At 52.3% G+C, this 19,080-nt stretch carries 18 protein-coding genes and 1 riboswitch; of the genes, 10 read left to right on the plus strand and 8 right to left on the minus strand.

The features are described from left to right. Positions 1 to 5 precede the first annotated feature (5 nt). Positions 6 to 1,046 (plus strand): LacI family DNA-binding transcriptional regulator, encoded by a 1,041-nt coding sequence (locus tag PsAD46_RS04530; RefSeq protein WP_063306237.1) that lies wholly within the window; start codon positions 6 to 8, stop codon positions 1,044 to 1,046. A 7-nt stretch (positions 1,047 to 1,053) separates the two neighbouring features. On the opposite strand, the gene PsAD46_RS04535 is transcribed toward PsAD46_RS04530, so the two are convergent. Genes PsAD46_RS04535 through thiC form a run of 6 tightly spaced genes read right to left on the minus strand, consistent with a single transcriptional unit; the run spans position 1,054 to position 6,330 of the window. Further along, the gene (locus PsAD46_RS04535) at positions 1,054 to 2,019 is read right to left on the minus strand and encodes a HesA/MoeB/ThiF family protein (protein ID WP_063306238.1); all 966 of its coding nucleotides are present in this window, start codon (positions 2,017 to 2,019) and stop codon (positions 1,054 to 1,056) included. Next, a complete protein-coding gene (locus PsAD46_RS04540) occupies positions 2,016 to 2,609 on the minus strand; it encodes a thiamine phosphate synthase (RefSeq protein WP_063306239.1) in 594 nt (197 codons plus the stop codon). Before PsAD46_RS04540 ends, PsAD46_RS04535 begins: the two co-directional genes overlap by 4 nt. Further along, entirely contained in the window at positions 2,609 to 3,376 is a 768-nt protein-coding gene (locus tag PsAD46_RS04545) for a thiazole synthase (protein WP_063306240.1), read from the minus strand. Before PsAD46_RS04545 ends, PsAD46_RS04540 begins: the two co-directional genes overlap by 1 nt. 1 nt (position 3,377) lies before the next feature. After that, positions 3,378 to 3,575 carry a sulfur carrier protein ThiS gene (thiS, locus tag PsAD46_RS04550; protein WP_063306241.1) on the minus strand — a complete coding sequence of 66 codons (198 nt, stop codon included), beginning with the start codon at positions 3,573 to 3,575 and terminating at the stop codon, positions 3,378 to 3,380. Continuing rightward, the gene (locus PsAD46_RS04555) at positions 3,572 to 4,513 is read right to left on the minus strand and encodes an FAD-dependent oxidoreductase (RefSeq protein WP_063306242.1); all 942 of its coding nucleotides are present in this window, start codon (positions 4,511 to 4,513) and stop codon (positions 3,572 to 3,574) included. The genes thiS and PsAD46_RS04555 overlap by 4 nt, the downstream gene beginning before the upstream one ends. After that, positions 4,510 to 6,330 carry a phosphomethylpyrimidine synthase ThiC gene (gene thiC / locus PsAD46_RS04560; protein WP_208981040.1) on the minus strand — a complete coding sequence of 607 codons (1,821 nt, stop codon included), beginning with the start codon at positions 6,328 to 6,330 and terminating at the stop codon, positions 4,510 to 4,512. Before thiC ends, PsAD46_RS04555 begins: the two co-directional genes overlap by 4 nt. 94 nt (positions 6,331 to 6,424) lie before the next feature. Next, positions 6,425 to 6,545: riboswitch (TPP riboswitch) on the minus strand. 183 nt (positions 6,546 to 6,728) lie between these two features. On the opposite strand from thiC, the gene PsAD46_RS04565 reads away from it, so the two are divergent. From PsAD46_RS04565 to ugpC, 7 genes are all read left to right on the plus strand, one after another. Then, positions 6,729 to 8,696, plus strand: coding sequence for a hypothetical protein (locus tag PsAD46_RS04565; protein ID WP_063306243.1), 1,968 nt, complete (start codon positions 6,729 to 6,731; stop codon positions 8,694 to 8,696). Between the two features lie 166 nt (positions 8,697 to 8,862). Next, entirely contained in the window at positions 8,863 to 9,810 is a 948-nt protein-coding gene (locus PsAD46_RS04570) for an N-acetylmuramic acid 6-phosphate etherase (protein WP_063306244.1), read from the plus strand. A gap of 131 nt (positions 9,811 to 9,941) precedes the next feature. Next, the gene (locus tag PsAD46_RS04575) at positions 9,942 to 11,198 is read left to right on the plus strand and encodes an ABC transporter substrate-binding protein (RefSeq protein ID WP_063306245.1); all 1,257 of its coding nucleotides are present in this window, start codon (positions 9,942 to 9,944) and stop codon (positions 11,196 to 11,198) included. 73 nt (positions 11,199 to 11,271) lie between these two features. Next, complete coding sequence (locus PsAD46_RS04580; RefSeq protein ID WP_244273172.1) at positions 11,272 to 12,225, plus strand: sugar ABC transporter permease; 954 nt, start codon at positions 11,272 to 11,274, stop codon at positions 12,223 to 12,225. Positions 12,226 to 12,238: 13 nt separating this feature from the next. Next, on the plus strand, positions 12,239 to 13,078 hold the full coding sequence (locus PsAD46_RS04585; protein ID WP_063306281.1) for a carbohydrate ABC transporter permease: 840 nt from the start codon (positions 12,239 to 12,241) through the stop codon (positions 13,076 to 13,078). Continuing rightward, positions 13,075 to 14,139, plus strand: a complete 1,065-nt coding sequence (locus PsAD46_RS04590) for a Gfo/Idh/MocA family oxidoreductase (RefSeq protein ID WP_063306246.1) — start codon at positions 13,075 to 13,077, stop codon at positions 14,137 to 14,139. Before PsAD46_RS04585 ends, PsAD46_RS04590 begins: the two co-directional genes overlap by 4 nt. A gap of 1 nt (position 14,140) precedes the next feature. Beyond that, positions 14,141 to 15,238, plus strand: coding sequence for a sn-glycerol-3-phosphate ABC transporter ATP-binding protein UgpC (gene ugpC, locus PsAD46_RS04595; RefSeq protein WP_063306247.1), 1,098 nt, complete (start codon positions 14,141 to 14,143; stop codon positions 15,236 to 15,238). 31 nt (positions 15,239 to 15,269) lie between these two features. On the opposite strand, the gene PsAD46_RS04600 is transcribed toward ugpC, so the two are convergent. Continuing rightward, the gene (locus tag PsAD46_RS04600) at positions 15,270 to 16,196 is read right to left on the minus strand and encodes a LysR substrate-binding domain-containing protein (protein WP_057464105.1); all 927 of its coding nucleotides are present in this window, start codon (positions 16,194 to 16,196) and stop codon (positions 15,270 to 15,272) included. A 577-nt stretch (positions 16,197 to 16,773) separates the two neighbouring features. Between PsAD46_RS04600 and PsAD46_RS04605 the strand changes: the two genes are divergently transcribed. After that, the gene (locus tag PsAD46_RS04605; RefSeq protein WP_057464104.1) at positions 16,774 to 18,036 is read left to right on the plus strand and encodes a NupC/NupG family nucleoside CNT transporter; all 1,263 of its coding nucleotides are present in this window, start codon (positions 16,774 to 16,776) and stop codon (positions 18,034 to 18,036) included. Positions 18,037 to 18,169: 133 nt separating this feature from the next. On the opposite strand, the gene PsAD46_RS04610 is transcribed toward PsAD46_RS04605, so the two are convergent. Further along, positions 18,170 to 18,619: a GFA family protein gene (locus PsAD46_RS04610; RefSeq protein ID WP_063286673.1), complete on the minus strand. Its 450-nt coding sequence runs from the start codon at positions 18,617 to 18,619 to the stop codon at positions 18,170 to 18,172. Between the two features lie 84 nt (positions 18,620 to 18,703). Here PsAD46_RS04610 and PsAD46_RS04615 point away from each other — a divergent pair, with 84 nt between their 5' ends. Beyond that, positions 18,704 to 19,060 (plus strand): helix-turn-helix domain-containing protein, encoded by a 357-nt coding sequence (locus PsAD46_RS04615; protein WP_057464141.1) that lies wholly within the window; start codon positions 18,704 to 18,706, stop codon positions 19,058 to 19,060. Positions 19,061 to 19,080 lie beyond the last annotated feature (20 nt).

The following is a 19,080-nucleotide window of genomic DNA, read 5'->3' on the forward strand; positions in this document are numbered from 1 at the left end:
ACCCCATGGCACAAAGACCGACGATCAAAACAATTGCTAAGGAAACCGGGCTTTCCACGGCAACAGTATCGAAAGCACTAAATGCCTCGCCGCAGGTACGCCCACGCACACGTGACAAAGTACTGCAAGCGGCTAAAGAGCTGGGATACGAACTTAACATCAGTGGAGTTCAACTCCGGACTGGCAAGACCTATCAGTTAGCCATGATCACAGTCATTGCATCACCTGATGATGACGAATGGGCAGGCGTTGGTTACACGCAGCTGATCAGCGGAATATCCCGCGCAATTGAGCATACGCCTTACAGAGTTGTGCAGCATCAGGTTGCCAGTTTTGATGATAGCTTTGAGGTTATAAAACGCATCGTTCAAAACAAAAAAGCCGATGGAATCATCATCTCCGGGACGAGAGCAAATGATCCGCGCATCAGCTTCATGCAGGAGCAGGACTTTCCGTTTGTTACCTACGGAACCAGTGACGCCAGCGCACCCCATGCGTTTGTTGATACCGATAACCGCCGTATTGTGACGATCTGTGTTGAGCGTCTGCTCTCCAAAGGTCATCGCCGCATCGCGATGATCAATGCCAGAGAAGAGTTGAACTATACTCAAAACCGTATTGAGGCTTACAAAGCCGCACTGTCAAAGGCGGGCCAGACATTCGACCCTTCACTGCTTGCTTACGGGCGCCTGACACCGGCCTTCGGGCGAGAACAGCTTTTTGAAATGTCCATGTTTGATGAGCCGCCGACTGCCTACATCTGTGCCAATGAAGCAACCGCAATGGGGGTTCTGTCAGGCTTTCAGGTGCGTGGTATGGAACATGGCCGGGATGCTGTCGTTATTGCGACAGATGACCTGAACGTGTCGCAGTATTTCTCACCGCCAATTACAACATGTTATCTCCCGATATCAAAGCCGAGCGAAACGCTGGGCAAGTTCATGCTGGACTTAATTGGCGGTGAGGATCCTATCAATCTCCAAAAGCTGTTCGTACCAGACCTCATCGAGCGCGGCGCAGATACCTGTAACTTGGAGAGACAGTAAGGGCTCTTCAGCCGCTCCCATCTGCAATCAGAGCAACATCCTTATACCCTTGCTTTGCAAGCGCCTCTGCTCCGCGCCACGCGCGCAGGCCTGTGCGGCAGCAAAGGGTGATGCGGTGTGCAGGGTTAAAGTTGTGCTGGTCGAGTTCATCGGGGGCAAGACGCAGTGCGGTATTGCAGACAGGTTGGGGTGCTTCCAATGCATCTCGAAGCTCAACCACAACGTCGTCCTGCCTCAGTTCACTAACTGAGATAAAGGGTGCATGCCATTCCGGTTCTTTGGCGTTGAGAAACGAAAAGCCACCGAACTCAAATCCCTTTAAATCCACTGTGGTGAGACGACCCAATGGGCTGGGCGAAAAGCCCAACAGTACCGCTAAAGTCATTTGTGCCTGCATTGCTCCGATGCTTCCGACCGAAGGGCCGAGGACACCCGCACTGGCGCAATTGGCAGAGTTGGTTGATGGGGTGGGAAACACTGCTCGCAATGATGGCGCACCACCACAAAAACCTCCGAGATAACCGGAGGTTCCAAGCGCCGAGGCTGAGATAAGCGGTTTGCTTTGTTGGTAGCACTCATCTGAGAGCGTGTAAGAGGCAGCAAACGTATCTGCAGCATCCACGATGATATCTGCCTGGGCAATCAGTCCGCCCGCATTTGCAGGATCCAGAGCAATGTTGAGGGCGCGTAGCTCCACCTCTGGATTGTAGCCATGTAACCGAGCTGCTGCGGCATAGGCCTTGCTCTCCCCTACATTTGCCGGTGAGTACAAAGGCTGTCGATGCAGATTACTCTCTTCAATCACATCGGGATCAACAATCGTGATAACGCCCACCCCGGCCCCGGCAAGATATTGCAGGACTGGACAGCCTAAACCGCCAGCACCAACAACGAGGACATGAGCGGATAGCAACCGCTTTTGCCCTGCGGTTCCAACTTCTGGCAAGAGCATCTGGCGGTCATAACGCGTCATTGCTTACAAGCCTCTACCCATTCCTGAGTTCGGGCAATCGGATCGTGTGCCTGTAAAATGTCTGTCACCACCGCAGCGCTATCAGCACCAGCTTCAAACACACCGGCAAGTCGCTCCGGCGTTAACCCACCTATGGCAACAAGAGGCGTCTCGCCCACCATCTGTTTCCAGCGGCTGACACGCTCCAAACCTTGCGGTTCCCACTTCATTTTCTTCAGCTTGGTTGGATAGACCGGGCCCAGAGCGACATACTCGGGCTTGAAGGAGAGGGCGTGATCCAATTCGGCCTCATCATGGGTGGAAAGACCAAAGCGAACACCAGCCTTCTGGAGTGCTGCAAAGTCAGCACTGTCCATGTCTTCCTGTCCAAGATGAACGAAATCACAGCCAAGCTCTAACGCCAGCTCCCAATAGTCATTGATGATCAGTTGAACGCCATGTTGACGGCAATAGTCACGAGCCTGTGCAATTTGCAGACGAACAACTTGTTCAGGTTGGTCTTTGATCCTCAGTTGAACAAGCTTCACGCCGTGAGGGACAAGCTTTTCAATCCAGTCCGCGTCTCCGGCAATCAGATAAAACCGTTCCATCAGATCAACTCCGCCATGCCAAGGATTGGGGTAGAGGGAACCGCCATGTCGCGCGGGTCCATTGGGTCTGCTATGTATCCATTGCGCCCTGCTTCAATTGCCTGCGCCATTGCCTGCGCCATCAAAACCGGGTCACCCGCTTTGGCAACTGCGGTATTGAGCAGAACAGCATCCATGCCAAGCTCCATTGCACGCGTGGCGTCAGAGGGACGCCCAATACCAGCATCCACGATCAAGGGTACATCCGGAAAATGCGCTCGCATGGCCCGCAAGGCCTCGGGATTTCGCAGGCCCTGACCAGACCCGATGGGAGCCCCCCACGGCATCAGCAGTTCGCATCCGGCTTCCAACAGCTTTTCGCCAACCACAAGATCATCAGTCGTGTATGGAAACACCTTGAAACCATCTGCACAGAGAAGCCTCGCAGCTTCGACCAACCCAAACACATCGGGCTGTAAGGTGTCTGAGTTGCCGATAACCTCTAGCTTGATCCAGTCAGTTCCAAACAACTCGCGAGCCATCTGTGCAGTAACAACGGCTTCTTGCACGCTATGGCACCCAGCGGTGTTGGGCAGAATTCTGCAGCCACTATCTTTCAATAGCCCCCAGAAACCAGCCCCAGAACCGTCAGCGGTTTCGCGTCGCAAAGAGACTGTGATGATCTCTGCCCTGCTGGTCTCAATTGCTTTTTGTAGCACAGCAGGAGAAGGGTATTGCGCTGTCCCGAGCAACAGCCGGGAACTGATGTCTGTACCATAAAGCTGCATGTTACCCTCCCTGCATAGGCGCAAGAACTTCCAGTCGATCGCCTTCTGAAAGGGATGTCTCAGAGTAGTCCTCACGAGGGACAAAACGGCCGTTCAAAGCCGTCGCAACAGCGGGGCTGATGAACTCCAGCTCCGTAAGAGCATCCTCCAACGTTTCGTTGGTGACGTCGCGTGGTTCTGCATTCACGATGATCTTCATGCGCAAGCCTCCTTCAAAAGATGTTGTGCTGCTTGCTGTGCCAGTGCTGGTGCAAGCAAAAAGCCGTGGCGGTAAAGCCCGTTGAGGTGGAGAGACCCGTCATGCTCGACCAGTCGAGGCAAGTTGTCTGGAAACGCTGGACGCAATCCCGCTCCAATTTCAACCACACTGGCCTCGGCAAAGGCAGGGTGAATGGCAAAGGCTGCGCTCAGCATTTCTGTAAGGGATCGTAGGGTAGGAGGACGGTCAGAGTTACTCTCCACCATCGTTCCGCCAATCATGAACAACCCATCAGCCCGCGGCACCAGATAAAGCGGCATACGTGGGTGTAAGAGCCGGATGACACGGGAAAGCTGAACCTCAGGACAATGCAAAATCGCCATCTCACCGCGCACAGCCCGCAAGTCAGGAAGGCTGGATGCGGTTGCTGTGCAATTGAGATTGACCCGCGCAGGTGCAGTCCTTCCATATTGGATCTCTACCCCAAGCTCCTGAACAACGCCTGTCAGGTCAGCCAGTGCCTGCCGTGGATCCAGATGCGCCTCCTCTTTGAAAAACAGCCCGCGCTCAAAGCGTCCAGCCAATGCTGGCTCCAGCTCTGAGATCGCTTGACCGTTCACCTCGGTAAAGTGTGAGGTCCGCCGTGCAAAACGGGTCAGCTCGGCCTGATCGCGCGGCGGAGTAACCACCAGCGTTCCGTGCCGGGTAACAAGCGTTACCTGAGACCACCAATCAGCGGCCTGCACCCCAAGTGTAACAACGTCTTCTTCTGCACTTTCCCGTTCGCAAAACGGAGCAAGCATGCCGCCGGCAAACCGTGCGACACTGCTTTCGCCCGGTTTAGCGGATTTTTCAAAGATAGTGACGGATGCACCGCTCTTTGCCAGCTCATAGGCGGAAGCCAGCCCCGCAAGGCCAGCTCCTGCAATCGTAATCACTGCTCTGTTCCTTCAAGTGGCAGATACAGTTTACCGCCTTCCCGGAACTTGGCCGCCATAGCCTCCATGCCTTCCTTCTGCGCTTCCGCGCGGATGTCATGGGAGATCCGCATAGAGCAGAACTTCGGTCCGCACATAGAACAGAAATGAGCCACTTTATGCGCATCTTTCGGCAACGTTTCATCGTGGAACTCTCGCGCAGTATCCGGATCGAGAGAAAGGTTGAACTGATCCTCCCAACGGAATTCAAAGCGTGCACGGGACAAGGCATCATCCCGGCGCTGGGCACCCGGCAATCCTTTCGCAAGATCAGCGGCGTGAGCTGCAATCTTATAGGTAATCACACCGGTTTTCACATCATCCCGGTCCGGCAACCCTAAATGCTCTTTCGGTGTCACATAGCAAAGCATGGCGCAGCCAAACCACCCGATCATCGCAGCACCGATGCCGGAGGTGATGTGATCATATCCGGGCGCGATATCCGTGGTGAGAGGGCCAAGCGTGTAAAACGGTGCTTCATGGCAGCATTCCAGCTGCTTATCCATGTTCTCTTTGATCTTGTGCATGGCCACATGACCCGGGCCTTCAATCATCACCTGACAATCCTTGGCCCATGCAATCTTGGTCAGCTCCCCAAGCGTCTCCAACTCGGCAAACTGGGCTTCATCATTTGCATCTGCAATGGAACCCGGACGCAATCCATCACCAAGAGAAAACGCCACATCGTACTGGCGGCAAATATCGCAGATCTCGTCAAAGTGCTCATAGAGGAAGCTGTCTTTGTGATGATGTAGACACCACTTCGCCATGATGGAACCGCCACGGGAGACAATCCCCGTCACGCGATTAACGGTCATCGGCACCATGTGAAGGCGCACGCCAGCATGGATGGTGAAGTAATCAACCCCTTGCTCTGCCTGCTCAATCAACGTGTCGCGGAAGATTTCCCAAGTCAGATCTTCCGCAACTCCATTCACCTTCTCAAGTGCCTGATAAAGCGGGACGGTCCCAATCGGTACAGGACTGTTGCGGATGATCCATTCACGGGTGTTGTGAATGTTACGACCGGTAGACAGATCCATCACCGTGTCAGCGCCCCAGCGGATCGACCACACCATCTTGTCGACTTCCTCTTCCATGGAGGAGGTAACAGCAGATGTACCCATATTGGCGTTGATCTTGACCAGAAAGTTCCGCCCGATGATCATCGGCTCACTCTCAGGGTGGTTGATGTTCGACGGAATGATCGCGCGGCCAGCTGCCACTTCATCACGTACAAACTCTGGTGTTACATAATCTGGAATGCTCGCACCCCAGTCATTGCCACACCGCTCTTCTGCAACCGCTTCCCGCAACTGGTTTTCGCGGATGGCGATAAACTCCATCTCCGGTGTGATAATGCCAGCGCGGGCATAAGCCAGCTGGGTGACGGCTTTACCGTCCTTTCCGCGCAAGGGGCGAGGCTTCACCGGAAACTCAGGAACAAGCCGGTCGCCTTTCACAAAACCATTGTCTTCAGGTTTAATCTCGCGGCCATCATACTCCTCAGTGTCACCGCGCACCTCAATCCACTTGCGCCGTAGAGCAGGCAAACCTTCAGAAATATTCGTTGTTGCCGTTGGGTCTGTGTATGGGCCGGAACTATCATAGACTGGCAGCGGTGGTTCACCTGCTGTCGGGTGAACGCTGATTTCGCGCATGGGCACAAGCACGTCTTCGTGCAAGCTGCCACGAACATAGATTTTGCGCGCTGCTGGCAAAGCGCCTGTGGTGATGGATGGGTTCGGCGTCGTCATAATGGTGCTCCTCAAGTTCATAACTCGAAAAAGACACCAGATGAGTTTTGGCTGGGAAACGGCAGAAAGAACTTCTGCTGCTAAGATCGCGGTTGTTACACTGGCCCTTCAAACAGGCCCCGCGACCCGTGCTTCCTACGCCAGTATCAACTGGGTCAGGTTCTAAGGGTCGCGTCGCCGAGCTTGCGCTCTGTCAGCCTCTCAGTCTCCTTGGTGAGACTCCCCTGCAGACATGATTTTGCTAGAACGATTATGAACTAGTGTCAAGGCAGGTTCGGTTCAGGCGAGGTTCAGAAATCTTTTGTAAGTTGGATTTTATGAGAGGGGAGTCGCTGACACTTATTGGATTTTGCGGTTTGCGTTCCTATCTCTCATCTAAGAATTTCACATCTGGATATCGCGAAAAATAATATCAACGAATGCTTGAAAACTATTCTCTCCCATCCGTTTTAGCTGGCCCGATCTTGCGTCGACTGGAAACCTCACGTTTAACATTCTGGCTCGCAGTGCGCGCTCCGGCAGATGTGAAACTGGATTTGCTCCCACAAGGCCGTGAGCCGCAAACCTACGAGCTGACGAAAGCGCAAACTGAGGTAAACCTGATCTCAGCAGGGGTACATCTCCATTACCTCCTGATCGATCTACCTCTCCAAAGCCCTCTACCGCATGACACTTGGATCAGTTACCGCCTTGCTCTGCGTATGGAGGATGATGAGGAGGCTGGGTGGCAGGATCATTCCGTATGGGCTCCTGATCTCTGCTATGAAAATCAGGAACTCCCAGGCTTTCTGCTAAGCTCAAAAGTTTCCTCACTCCTGCACGGGTCTTGCCGCAAACCACATCACGAATCCGGCGATGGTCTGGTCGCAGCTGATCTGTTTCTGGCAAAGCACATCAGAGCTGAGAAGGGCACCAAAGTTGATAAGGAAAAATGGCCAGCTGCCCTCGTGATGAGTGGCGATCAGATTTACTCAGATGATGTTGCTGGCCCCATGCTGCGAGCTATCCATGTGCTTATCGAAAAACTCGGTATCACTGAGGAACAGCTGGCGGGCTTGGAAAGCAAAGTGCCTGATAAGGCATCAGATTTCTACCAGCACGGCGACACCTACTACCGCCGCGAAAAATTTCTCCCAAGTCTGGAGAAAAACCGAAAGCTCTGGCTTGTCTTGTTCGGTGGCGTAGAAAAACCGATCTTCACTGCTGATCACGCCCATAACCATCTGATCACACTTGCTGAATTCTTGGCAATGTACCTCCTCGTCTGGTCTCCGGCGCTATGGGGACTGGTTGAGACAGATGCCCCCGAAGGACTGACACCAGAAGAAGCAGAGCTCTATGAGAGCGAACAGAAAATCCTGAAGGAGTTTGTTGTTGGCCTCAGTCAGGTGCGCCGCCTGTTTGCCCATCTTCCGGTCGCGATGATCTTTGATGACCATGATGTCACTGATGATTGGAACCTCAACCGTGACTGGGAAGAGACCGCCTACGGCCATCCGTTCTCCCGACGGATCATTGGCAATGCCTTGTGCGCCTATATGCTCAATCAGGGGTGGGGCAACCGACCTGAAGCGTTCTCAGGTGGAACACTTGAAGCGATGACGCAAGCTGTCACAGTGCCAGGCACAAACAGCTACGATGAGTTTCTGGATCACCTCTTCGCCTTTGAAAACTGGGACTATCACTGGGAACTAGACCCACCACTGCTGGTGCTGGATACGCGCACACGTCGATGGAGATCAGAGCGGGCAGGATATCTACCCTCGGGTCTTCTGGACTGGGAAGCGGTCACAGATTTACAACGATCTCTGCGCGGAAAAGACGCCGTGCTACTCGTCTCCGCAGCTCCGATCTTCGGCGTAAAGCTGATCGAAACGCTGCAGAAGCTGCTCACGTTCATGGGCAAGCCGCTCATGGTGGATGCGGAATACTGGATGGCACATCCGGGAACGGCAGATGGCATTTTGAACGTGTTCCGCCACCGCAAAACGCCAGATCGCTTTACGATCCTTTCCGGTGATGTGCACTACTCCTTTGTTTACGATGTCGAGTTGCGCGGACACTCTCGTGGGCCTGACATCTGGCAAATCTGCAGCAGTGGCATCAAAAACGAGTTCCCGGCCAAACTGCTTGATAAACTCGACCATCTGAACCGCTGGCTCTATGCGCCTCGCTCTCCCTTGAACTGGCTCACCAGACGACGTGGCATGAAGGTTATTCCGCGCAAACCTGTGGGCACGCATCATGGCCGACGCTTGCTGAATGCAAGTGGCATTGGATTAGTTGAGTTTGATGAACACGGCGGCCCAGATCAAATCAGCCAGTTGCTGCCTGATGGACGTCAGGTCGTCTTTGTACGCCGCGAAGAAGAAGCACGCTGGGATTGACCAAGAAAAAACTAGGTCCAAAACAATACCTGTGGCCTGCAATTGTCACAGGTAACTGCTAGAAATCTATTGTAATTACGCAAATTGCGGGGCTTCTCTAATATATCATTGCCATATCGTGAGTTGTTGGTATGCTATTGGTATCAGGGAGAGTCTCGTGTCCAGCATGTCCAAAAAAGTGGGGTTTCCAGAACATTCCAATCCGCAGGAGTGGCGTGAAACCGAGCAAAGATCTTCACGTTATGCAGGCTTGGAAACATGGGGGACTGACGAAGTCCTCAAAGCCTTGCTGGGTGGTCAAATGCAAGCCCTCAACGCTGTCTGGTCTGCGTTGGGAGAGCTGGAAGCCGCAGTTGATGCAGCTGCCCAAAGACTGCAGGGAACCGAAGGTAGACTTGTCTACGTCGGCGCAGGGACCTCAGGTAGACTGGGCGTTCTGGATGGCATTGAACTCATCCCTACATTTGGCTGGCCAGAGCATCGCCTGATCTATGGTCTGGCAGGCGGTGAAGCTGGATTGTTACGCCCGCAGGAAGGCGCTGAGGACAGCGAAGAAGCAGGCCGTGCTTTTATTTTGGAGAATAATGTCGGCGCTTCTGATGTCGTTTTAGGTGTTGCAGCAAGCGGCACCACACCTTTTACCCGCTCTGCCATTCAAACCGCCAGAGGCGCGGGGGCTCTGACCATATCACTGGCGAACAATCCGCAAAGCCCGTTACTGGCCGATGCCGAGCATGAAATCCTGTTAAGGACGGGTCCTGAAGTATTGGCAGGATCAACCAGACTATCCGCAGGTACCAGCCAAAAAGCGGCGCTCAACCTGTTCTCTACGGCGCTTATGGTGCGGTTGAAGAAGGTATATCGTGGCTACATGGTGGATATGCAGCTGACCAACATCAAGCTTGATCAGCGCGCCAAAGACATGGTGGTCTCACTCACCGCTTGCTCTCAGGAAAAAGCCGCTGCGGCCCTGCATGAAAGCGGAAGCCAGATTAAACTGGCTGTCTTGCTGGTGCTGGGAGCAACAAAGCAACAGGCCATCAACGTATTGAATGAAACTCAGGGAGATTTGGGAGAATCTCTTCGGGTGCTTGGGTTACATCAACCTGATTGATTTATGCGCGCATTGCGATCCGTTTAGATCGTAATGTGCCAACAGGAATATTCGCCCGCTGGGGGGCAGGCGAGTTGCGATACCGACGGTTTTTCAAGGCGGTATTCGATTATTTGTTATGGGAGGAAATAATGAAACACTATTTGTCATCAGGCATTGCTGCATCCCTGCTTCTGGGCTCCGCATCCTTTGCTTTTGCTGCTTCAGAACTGACAATTGAGAGCTGGCGTAACGACGACTTGAGCATCTGGCAGGAAACCATTTTGCCAGCGTTTATGAAGGCGCATCCAGAGGTCAAAATCAGATTCTCGCCAACAGCTCCAACGCAATACAACGCTGCACTGAATGCAAAGCTGGAAGGTGGAACCGCTGGTGATCTGATCACATGCCGTCCGTTTGATGGGTCGCTGGATCTTTACAGCAAAGGTTACCTGAAGAACCTGCAGGGCATGGCAACCCTCGACAACTTCCCGGATTCAGCAAAAGGGGCGTGGAGCACAGATGATGGCAGCGCAACCTTCTGTGTGCCAATGGCCGCTGTGATCCACGGCTTCATCTACAACAAGGATGCTTTTGCTGAAGTCGGTGTTGAACCACCGAAAACTCAAGCAGAGTTCATTGCTGTTCTCGACAAGTTCAAGGAAGACGGCAATTACATCCCAATGGCGATGGGCACGTTGGATCAGTGGGAATCCGCTGCAATGGGCTATCAGAATATTGGGCCAATGTACTGGAAAGGTGAGGAAGGTCGTAAGGCAGTCGTTGCTGGCACCGGCAAGTTGACGGATGATGGCTGGGTAAAGCCGTTTGAAGTGCTGGCAAGCTGGGGGCCGTACCTTGGGGATGGCTATGAAGCTCAATCCTATCCGGATAGCCAAACCCTGTTCACACTGGGCCGCGCTGCAATCTATCCATCAGGCTCTTGGGAAATTGCAGGTTTCAACCGCGATTCAGACTTCGAGCTTGGCGCCTTCCGGCCACCTCTGCCAGCAGAGGGTGACAGCTGCTACATCTCAGACCACACTGACATCGGCATTGGCCTGAATGCAGCCTCGCCAAATTCTGAAGCTGCCATGAAGTTCCTTGAGTGGATGGGCACCAAAGAGTTCGCAGAACTCTATTCCAACGCTGTGCCGGGCTTCTTTTCTTTGTCCAAGCATGAGATTTCGCTCACTGATCCATTGGCAGACGAGTTCATCTCCTGGCGTAAAGACTGTCAGTCCACCAACCGCTCTGCGGCACAGATCGTTTCTCGCGGTACTCCAAACCTCTGGAACGAAATGTGGGTCGTGTCTGCAAACGTCATCAATGGCAAGCAGACGCCTGCGGATGCAGCGAACCAGCTTCAGAAGGGGCTGAGCGCCTGGTACGAACCTCAGATGGATTAAGCCATCTCTCTGACTGAATACAAAACAGCAGATGTGCGGACTGACCCGTGCATCTGCATTGCAATGAGAGATGATGGAATTGGAACAGGACCTTATGGTCAGTGAGCGGAAGAAGAAGCCGTTCCGCTGGCATGTACTTGTCTTTTTGGCACCGGCAGTCATCGTTTACACGATGATCATGATCCTGCCGCTGGCCGAAACCCTGCGCTTTTCGTTCTTCCAAAGAGATACGACCACGCAAGTGATCTCGTTTGTCGGCTTGGAAAACTACATCAAGCTGTTCTTCGATCCGTACTGGGTCAAGCCGTTCCTCAATTCGCTTTGGAACAACTGCTATTTCTTCCTGATCCATATGCTGGTGCAAAATCCGATCGGTGTCTTGATTGCGGCTTTGCTCTCCATGGCGCATCTGCCGGGCAAGAAGTTTTATCGCACAGCCATATTCATGCCGACCCTTCTGTCCTTCGTTGTCGTCGGGTTCGTCTGGAAGCTTATGCTCTCCCCGCTATGGGGCGTTTCCAAAGGTCTGATGAAGTCTGTCGGGGTTGGCAGTTGGTATCTACCGTTCCTTGGTAAAGAGGAAACAGCGCTGACTACACTTTCTCTCATCTCTGTCTGGCAGTTCATCGGCATTCCAATGATGCTGATTTATGCTGCGCTTCTCTCCATTCCTGATGAGGTGATTGAAGCCGCAGAATGTGATGGTGTGACCGGCATTTCCCAGTTCTTCAAGATCAAGCTGGTCCTGATCCTGCCAACCATCGGCATCATCTCTATCCTAACCTTCGTAGGCAACTTCAACGCATTTGATTTGATCTACACCACGCAGGGGCCGCTTGCGGGGCCAAACTTCTCGACAGACCTGCTGGGCACGATCTTGTATCGAACGTTCTACGGGCAACAGTTGCAACCCGGTGACCCCAACATGGGCGCTGCCATTGCAACGGTGATGTTCTTTATCATCCTGATGGGTGTTGCTGTCTATCTCTTCTTTATTCAGCGCAAGCTGACCCGCTACGAGATGTGAGGCGCAAATGGCTATTTCTCGTGCAAGACGAAACCGAATGGCAGAACTGGGAGCGCATGTAATCCTGCTCACGTTTGCAGTGATCGCGCTTTTCCCTGTTCTCCTCATTCTCATCAACTCGATCAAAACCAAAAAAGCGATCTTCCGCAAGCCTTTGGAACTCCCAACCTCCGAAACTCTGGATCTGGTCGGGTATTCAACAGTGCTGCAGCAAGGCAACTTCCCGCTATATTTCTGGAACTCGCTGTTCGTGACTGGTGTGAGCCTGTGTCTCATTCTCCTGTTTGGAGCAATGGCAGCTTTTGCGCTCAGTGAATACAAGTTCCGCGGTAATCGCCTCATGGGTCTTTATATGGCGCTGGGCATTATGATCCCAATCCGTTTGGGAACTGTCGGAATTCTCCGCCTGATGGTCGCAACAGATCTCGTGAACACGCATTGGGCACTCATACTGGTCTACACAGCGCAAGGCCTGCCACTGGCGATCTTCATTCTCTCCGAGTTCATGTCGACAGTGTCATCAGACCTCAAATCTGCTGGCCGTATCGATGGCCTTTCGGAATACTCAATCTTCTTACGCCTCGTACTGCCTCTCATCAGACCCGCAATGGCAACAGTGGCTGTTTTCTCTATGATCCCGATTTGGAATGATCTCTGGTTCCCACTCGTTCTGGCCCCCGCAGAGCATACCAAAACACTCACACTGGGCGCTCAGGTGTTTGTTGGGCAATATTCCAACAACTGGAACGCAATTCTCGCGGCTATGGCGCTGGCAGTCATTCCGGTCCTCATTCTCTACACGCTCTTCTCGCGCCAACTCATTCGGGGCCTAACATCTGGAGCAGTCAAATGAGTAAAAAACCTATCCGCGTGCTCGTGGCTGGCCTAGGAAACATGGGAAAATCCCACGCTCTGGCGTATGAGACCAATTCGGGATTTGAGATCGTCGGACTGGTCAATCGATCACCGGTGGAATTGCCTGAAGAGTTGAGTGGCTACACCATGCAATCTGATTTTGCGCAGGCTCTGGTCGAAACCAAACCCGATCTTGTGTCCATCTGCACTTACTCAGACAGCCATGCAGAATATGCAGTCATGGCGATGGAAGCAGGGGCAGATGTGTTTGTAGAAAAACCACTGGCAACCACTCTGGAAGATGCTCAAAGTGTCGTGGAAACTGCTCGCAAGCTGGGACGTAAACTGGTGGTTGGTTATATCCTGCGCCATCACCCATCATGGACAACCCTCATAGAGCAATCGCGCAAACTGGGCGGCCCTTACGTCTTCCGCATGAACCTCAATCAGCAATCCAGCGGCGCAACATGGCAAACCCATAAACAGCTGATGCAAACAACATCGCCCATCGTGGATTGCGGCGTCCACTACATCGATGTCATGTGCCAGATCACTGATGCAAAGCCCGTTGAAGTGCGTGGCATGGGCGTGCGCCTGAGTGATGAACTTCCCGAGGACATGTACAATTACGGCCATCTGCAAGTCCAGTTCGAGGATGGCTCCGTCGGTTGGTACGAGGCAGGGTGGGGCCCGATGATGTCGGAAACTGCGTTCTTCGTAAAAGATGTCGTCTCGAAAAATGGCAGCGTCTCGATTGTTATGGAAGGCGAGGCCCGTTCGGACGATATCGACATGCACACCAAAACCTCCACCATCCGGGTTCATTACGGAGAAACGGATGCGAACGGCGAGTTTGCAAGCAAAGACGATGTACTCAGCATGGATGGTGAACCGGGGCATCAAGCCCTGTGTGATCGCGAGCAAGCCTTTGTGCTCACAGCTATCCGTGAAGGGCTGGATTTAGAAGATCACATGAATGCAGCGGTAAATTCTCTAGCTGTCGTATTGGCGGCAGATCAGGCTGTGCGCACAGGCACAGCTCAGAAACTGGACTTGTAATATGGCTAACTTGAAAATCTCATCCCTCTACAAGTCTTTCGGTGCTGAGAATGTGTTGGATGGTATCAACCTTGATATCCAATCCGGTGAATTCCTCGTCTTGCTCGGACCATCCGGCTGCGGAAAATCCACACTCCTGCGCATCATGGCAGGGCTGGAAGACGAAAGTGCGGGCGATATTGCCATTGAAGGCAAATCCATCGCACACCTTCCGCCGTCTAAGCGTGAGATCGCCATGGTCTTCCAGACCTATGCGCTTTATCCGCATTTGAGTGTGCGGGGAAACATGGAGCTGGTCCTGAAGCAAGCAGGGTACTCAAAGGCAGAAATCAAGGATCGCGTTGCTGAAAGTGCCCGTGCGCTGGAGCTGGACGCGTTGATGGACCGAAAGCCCTCTCAGCTCTCAGGTGGACAGCGCCAACGTGTTGCAATTGGCCGTGCGATTGTGAGAGATCCCAAAATTTTCCTGTTTGATGAACCTCTCTCAAATCTGGATGCAGCATTGCGTGGGCAAGTGCGGTTGGAAATCGCGCGCCTTCATCAACGTCTGTCAGCAACCATGGTGTATGTGACCCACGATCAGGTCGAGGCTATGACACTGGCAGATCGTATCGTGGTTCTGAATGACGGCGAGGTCCAGCAGGTCGGCACACCGCGAGATCTTTATGAGCGTCCAGCAAACCTGTTCGTGGCCAGTTTCATCGGCTCGCCCAATATGAATTTTTTGCAGCTGGAAAAACTGAGCGAAAACAGTGCGCAGCTTAAGGATGGGACACTGCTCCCTATCTCCAACAAGGCCTCGGTCATCCCGACAAATGTCACACTCGGTATCCGTCCGTCTCACGGCATTTTGCATGATGAAGCAGGGGAGAGCTATCTGAAGGCAGAAGTGTTACTGGAAGAGTATCTGGGGGACACCACTTACGTGCATGTTGAGTTGGAAACTGGCGAGCAAATGGTTGTTCGCGAAGATCCAGAGATAACGCGCCGAACTGGTGACCAGGTCCACGTTGAGTTGACACTGTCGGGCGTACATCTCTTCAATGCTGATACGGGCAAGCGGATGGATGTCAGAATTTCTGAACAGGAAACTGCTTAGGGCTTAAACTGAGGGAACATGCAGATTTCCCTCAGTTCTCATCAATCTGCGGCTTGTAGTCAAACTCGATGAACTGCAGAAACTTGCGCAAGATATCTGTCTCATAGTTCTTTTTGTAAATTGCGCAAAGGTCTGCCGGAATGTCTTCCTTCAAGCGAATGAAACGCACATTCTTGGATTTCTGACTACGAAAACAGTCGCTAACCAAAGCAATCGCCTGACCGGAAGCAACCAACGCCAACAAGGTACTTGGCTCCTGAACCTCAAAAGCGGCTTTGGGGTAGAAGCCCTGATCCTTACATCTTGCAATCAAAAATGGCGTCGAGTTGGACATGCTCCGGTCCAAAACAGCCATTTCCTCATCTTTTAGTTCTTCCAGTCCCACCACCCTGCGATCCTTGAGAGGGTGTGTGCTAGGCACTGCCAGAGTAAGGTTTTCTCTCACCAATACTTTTGAGTTTAAGGCTGGCTCATTGAGTGTATCGCCATAGCGGCAGATACCCAGATCAATGATGCCGCCATCCAGCGCTTCCTTCTGTTGATTGGGCGCCAACTCGGTAAAATTCAGAGAACAATCCGGATGCTTGCTCTTGAAATCCGAGAGCAGGTTCGCAAATCCATCCAAAAAGGCGCTGCTCACCATCCCGATGCTGAGGGTCGAGTTTTCCGCACGTCCCTGCCGCTGGGTGTTGGTGATGGCGTAATCCAACGTATTGAAAATCTGCTCGCACTCACGTTTCAGCACGCGCCCCGCAGCAGTCAGAGAAACATTTCGTGAGTCACGCTGAAAGAGAGAGAGACCAAGGGCAACCTCCAACTCTTTGATTTGTATGGACATAGGTGACTTAGAAATATGCAGCTCTTCCGCCGCACGCCCAAAGTGTCCACTTACTGACACTTGATGGAAGTAACGCAGCATTCGCAAAGTAATGCGGCCTGATGTGATTAGATCGTGCATGAACTTGTTTTGTTATTCTTATTTTGTTCTAGGTTGTAGCTCTTAAAGTTCTACTATTTTTATTCTATATGTTCTGTAAGAACTATAATCTACGAAATAATCCGTATGTGGCGTGGTTTTCTACGTAATATTTTCTAGTTTGTTTCGAACTTCGAAACGATTGATATATTTAAAAAACTTAATAATTGCCTCTCAGGCAACTAGGTTGCCCTCACCAAAGGGAATTAATTAAAAGGTGAGGCAAACTATGCAATCGGGTCAGTTCACATTCGCACCTACGCAAGGTGAGTGTACTGCGCCTGTCGTATGCCGCACGTTCACAGAGACTGATGGCTCATACTCGCGAACTCCCACCGTGTGTATATCCTCAGCACTGACAATTCCTGATGAAGCACTAGAAGGTTCTACAATCGCAGGTGTTTTGCATTGTTTTTCAATGACAAAGCATTTGTTGGATGCGGGTGGCCATCTCAACTGTCCACGTGAAGGTGGGTACGGTTAGTCGCCTTCCGGCGCTTCAAATTTCTCCCCAACCATAATCAACAACTTACCTCAGAGCCTCTGGGAGGAGCTCATAATGTTCGCAACAGGTTTTCTTGGCATCGCTACACTGATTGTTATTGCTGTATTGGTTTCAACCAATCGCAAGGCGATCAATCTCCGCACCGTAGGTGGTGCGCTGGCTCTACAGATTGGTATCGGCGCTTTCGTGCTCTACGTTCCAGCTGGCCGTGCTATTCTTCATGCAATGTCAAAGGGCATTTCCGGTGTGATCGACAGTGGTCGTTCCGGCGTTAACTTCCTTTTCGGCAACCTCACCAACGGTTCACTTTCTGAAACTGTTGGCTTCGTGTTTGCCTTCAACGTGCTTTGCCTCGTTATTTTCTTCTCCGCTCTGATTGCAGTTCTGTACCACCTCGGTGTTATGCAGGTCGTCATTCGTGTCATCGGCGGTGGCATGGCAAGACTGCTCGGTACATCTCAGGCAGAATCCATGTCTGCAGTTTCCAACGTTTTTGTTGGTCAGACAGAAGCTCCACTGGTTGTGAAGCCTTACATGCCTAAGATGTCTGATAGTGAGTTCTTCGCTATCATGTGCGGTGGTATGGCGTCTGTTGCTGGTACCGTTCTCGGCGGCTACGCGCTGATGGGTGTTAAGATCGAATTCCTGCTCGCTGCATCCTTCATGGCTGCACCAGGTGGTCTTCTCTTCGCAAAACTCATTATGCCTGAAACCAAAGAAGTGAACTACACAGTAGACACAAGCGCTGACTTTGGTGACGAAAAACCAGAAAACGTGCTGGCTGCTGCTGGTCAGGGCGCAATGAATGGTCTTCAGCTTGCTGGTGCGATCGGTGCAAACCTTGTTGCAATGATCGGTCTCATCACTCTGGTGAACCTGATCCTCGGCAGTGTTGGTGATCTGGCAGGCTTCAGCTTGTCTCTGGAAATGATCCTCGGCTGGATCTTTGCTCCAATCGCTTACCTGCTGGGTGTTCCAATGGCTGACATCGGTGTTGCAGGTTCTTTGATCGGTAAAAAACTGGTCGTCAACGAATTCGTGGCGTACCTCGACCTGAAGAACTACCTCGTAGATGCCACAGCAATCGACATGGGTCTGCCTGTCATTCAGGAAAAGACCAAGGCAATCGTTTCCTTCGCTCTCTGCGGATTCGCGAACATCTCTTCCATGGGTATTCTCATTGGTGGTCTGGGTGTTCTGGCTCCAAACCGCATGAACTTCATCGCGAAGTACGGTCCTCGCACTCTGTTGGCAGCAACCTGCTCCAACCTCATGAGCGCGGCGATCGCCGGTATCTTTATCTCCTTGGCAATGTAAGAGAGTTTTCTTCCTTAATCTCTGAATTGCCTGCGACGGGGGGAGCTTTGCTCCCCCCGTTTCTATTTGTTTTAGAAAAACAGGCCGCGCCGCGTTGGGGGTGAACGCTTACCTGCCTCACAGGAATGAAGTGTTAGCTGCTAACGCCTTCTTCGATAACTTCTCGTGAGCCTTGCGGAGGCATTTCCGGGAATGCCGGAAGCTTCGGATCAATCTCATCCCACGATGGTGCTCTACTGGAATACACGTTTACCTGAGGCTCGATGACCTCCGGTTGGTCAACAGCAGATGCACGCACAAAGATCAAATCTGTCATGGCTGAGTTGAGTGAGTAAACAGCGCTGCCGCAGGTTGGGCAAAAGCCCCTTGTGACTACATTTCCACTATTTGCAGGCTTGTCAAAAAATGTGAGCTCCCCAGTCACTTCAACCGCCTCTTTGGGCAGAGCTGCATGAGTGCAATGTCCTGTTCCGGACGACTTGCGACAGTCATCACAGTGACAGTGTGCGGTAATCTGCGGCTTCATTGTGGATTTCAGCTGTACATTCCCGCAAAGGCAGGACCCTGTAAAAGCGCTTTCCATGATACTATCCTTAGTCAGAGTTGAGAGATGACTTGGTGACTTGTAAATTGCAAGCCACTATTCACCATAGGAGAGATTGGCGGTATGTCAACCGAAAACCGTTCCGGCTGCCCGATCGCAAATACGCTGGATATTGTGGGAGACCGTTGGAGCCTCCTGATTCTGCGCGACATGTTCAATGGAAAGAAGATCTTTTCAGAGTTTCTGAGCTCACCGGAGAAGATAACCACGAGCGTTTTGACAGTGCGCCTCAACCAGTTGGAAGCGGCTGGATTGGTGAAAAAAGAGCTCTATCAACCGAACCCAAAACGCTACCAATATCTCTTGTCTGAGACGGGCAGGGACATCCTACCTGTGCTTCAGGAAATGTGCCGATGGGCCAACAAGCATATGCCCGAAACCTGGATCCCGCCGGAGAGCTTTATGGAAATGAACCCATGAAAAAAGGCTGGACGCGATAT

Source organism: Pseudovibrio sp. Ad46, assembly GCF_001623065.1.
Taxonomy (GTDB): Bacteria; Pseudomonadota; Alphaproteobacteria; order Rhizobiales; family Stappiaceae; genus Pseudovibrio.

Bases quoted from the DNA above. Each gene is read 5' to 3' on its own strand.
- PsAD46_RS04530 (WP_063306237.1), top strand. From the start codon at position 6: ATGGCACAAAGACCGACGATCAAAACAATTGCTAAGGAAACCGGGCTT.
- PsAD46_RS04535 (WP_063306238.1), bottom strand. From the start codon at position 2,019: ATGACGCGTTATGACCGCCAGATGCTCTTGCCAGAAGTTGGAACCGCA.
- PsAD46_RS04540 (WP_063306239.1), bottom strand. From the start codon at position 2,609: ATGGAACGGTTTTATCTGATTGCCGGAGACGCGGACTGGATTGAAAAG.
- PsAD46_RS04545 (WP_063306240.1), bottom strand. From the start codon at position 3,376: ATGCAGCTTTATGGTACAGACATCAGTTCCCGGCTGTTGCTCGGGACA.
- thiS (WP_063306241.1), bottom strand. From the start codon at position 3,575: ATGAAGATCATCGTGAATGCAGAACCACGCGACGTCACCAACGAAACG.
- thiC (WP_208981040.1), bottom strand. From the start codon at position 6,330: ATGAACTTGAGGAGCACCATTATGACGACGCCGAACCCATCCATCACC.
- PsAD46_RS04565 (WP_063306243.1), top strand. From the start codon at position 6,729: ATGCTTGAAAACTATTCTCTCCCATCCGTTTTAGCTGGCCCGATCTTG.
- PsAD46_RS04570 (WP_063306244.1), top strand. From the start codon at position 8,863: ATGTCCAAAAAAGTGGGGTTTCCAGAACATTCCAATCCGCAGGAGTGG.
- PsAD46_RS04575 (WP_063306245.1), top strand. From the start codon at position 9,942: ATGAAACACTATTTGTCATCAGGCATTGCTGCATCCCTGCTTCTGGGC.
- PsAD46_RS04580 (WP_244273172.1), top strand. From the start codon at position 11,272: ATGGAATTGGAACAGGACCTTATGGTCAGTGAGCGGAAGAAGAAGCCG.
- PsAD46_RS04590 (WP_063306246.1), top strand. From the start codon at position 13,075: ATGAGTAAAAAACCTATCCGCGTGCTCGTGGCTGGCCTAGGAAACATG.
- ugpC (WP_063306247.1), top strand. From the start codon at position 14,141: ATGGCTAACTTGAAAATCTCATCCCTCTACAAGTCTTTCGGTGCTGAG.
- PsAD46_RS04600 (WP_057464105.1), bottom strand. From the start codon at position 16,196: ATGCACGATCTAATCACATCAGGCCGCATTACTTTGCGAATGCTGCGT.
- PsAD46_RS04605 (WP_057464104.1), top strand. From the start codon at position 16,774: ATGTTCGCAACAGGTTTTCTTGGCATCGCTACACTGATTGTTATTGCT.
- PsAD46_RS04610 (WP_063286673.1), bottom strand. From the start codon at position 18,619: ATGGAAAGCGCTTTTACAGGGTCCTGCCTTTGCGGGAATGTACAGCTG.
- PsAD46_RS04615 (WP_057464141.1), top strand. From the start codon at position 18,704: ATGTCAACCGAAAACCGTTCCGGCTGCCCGATCGCAAATACGCTGGAT.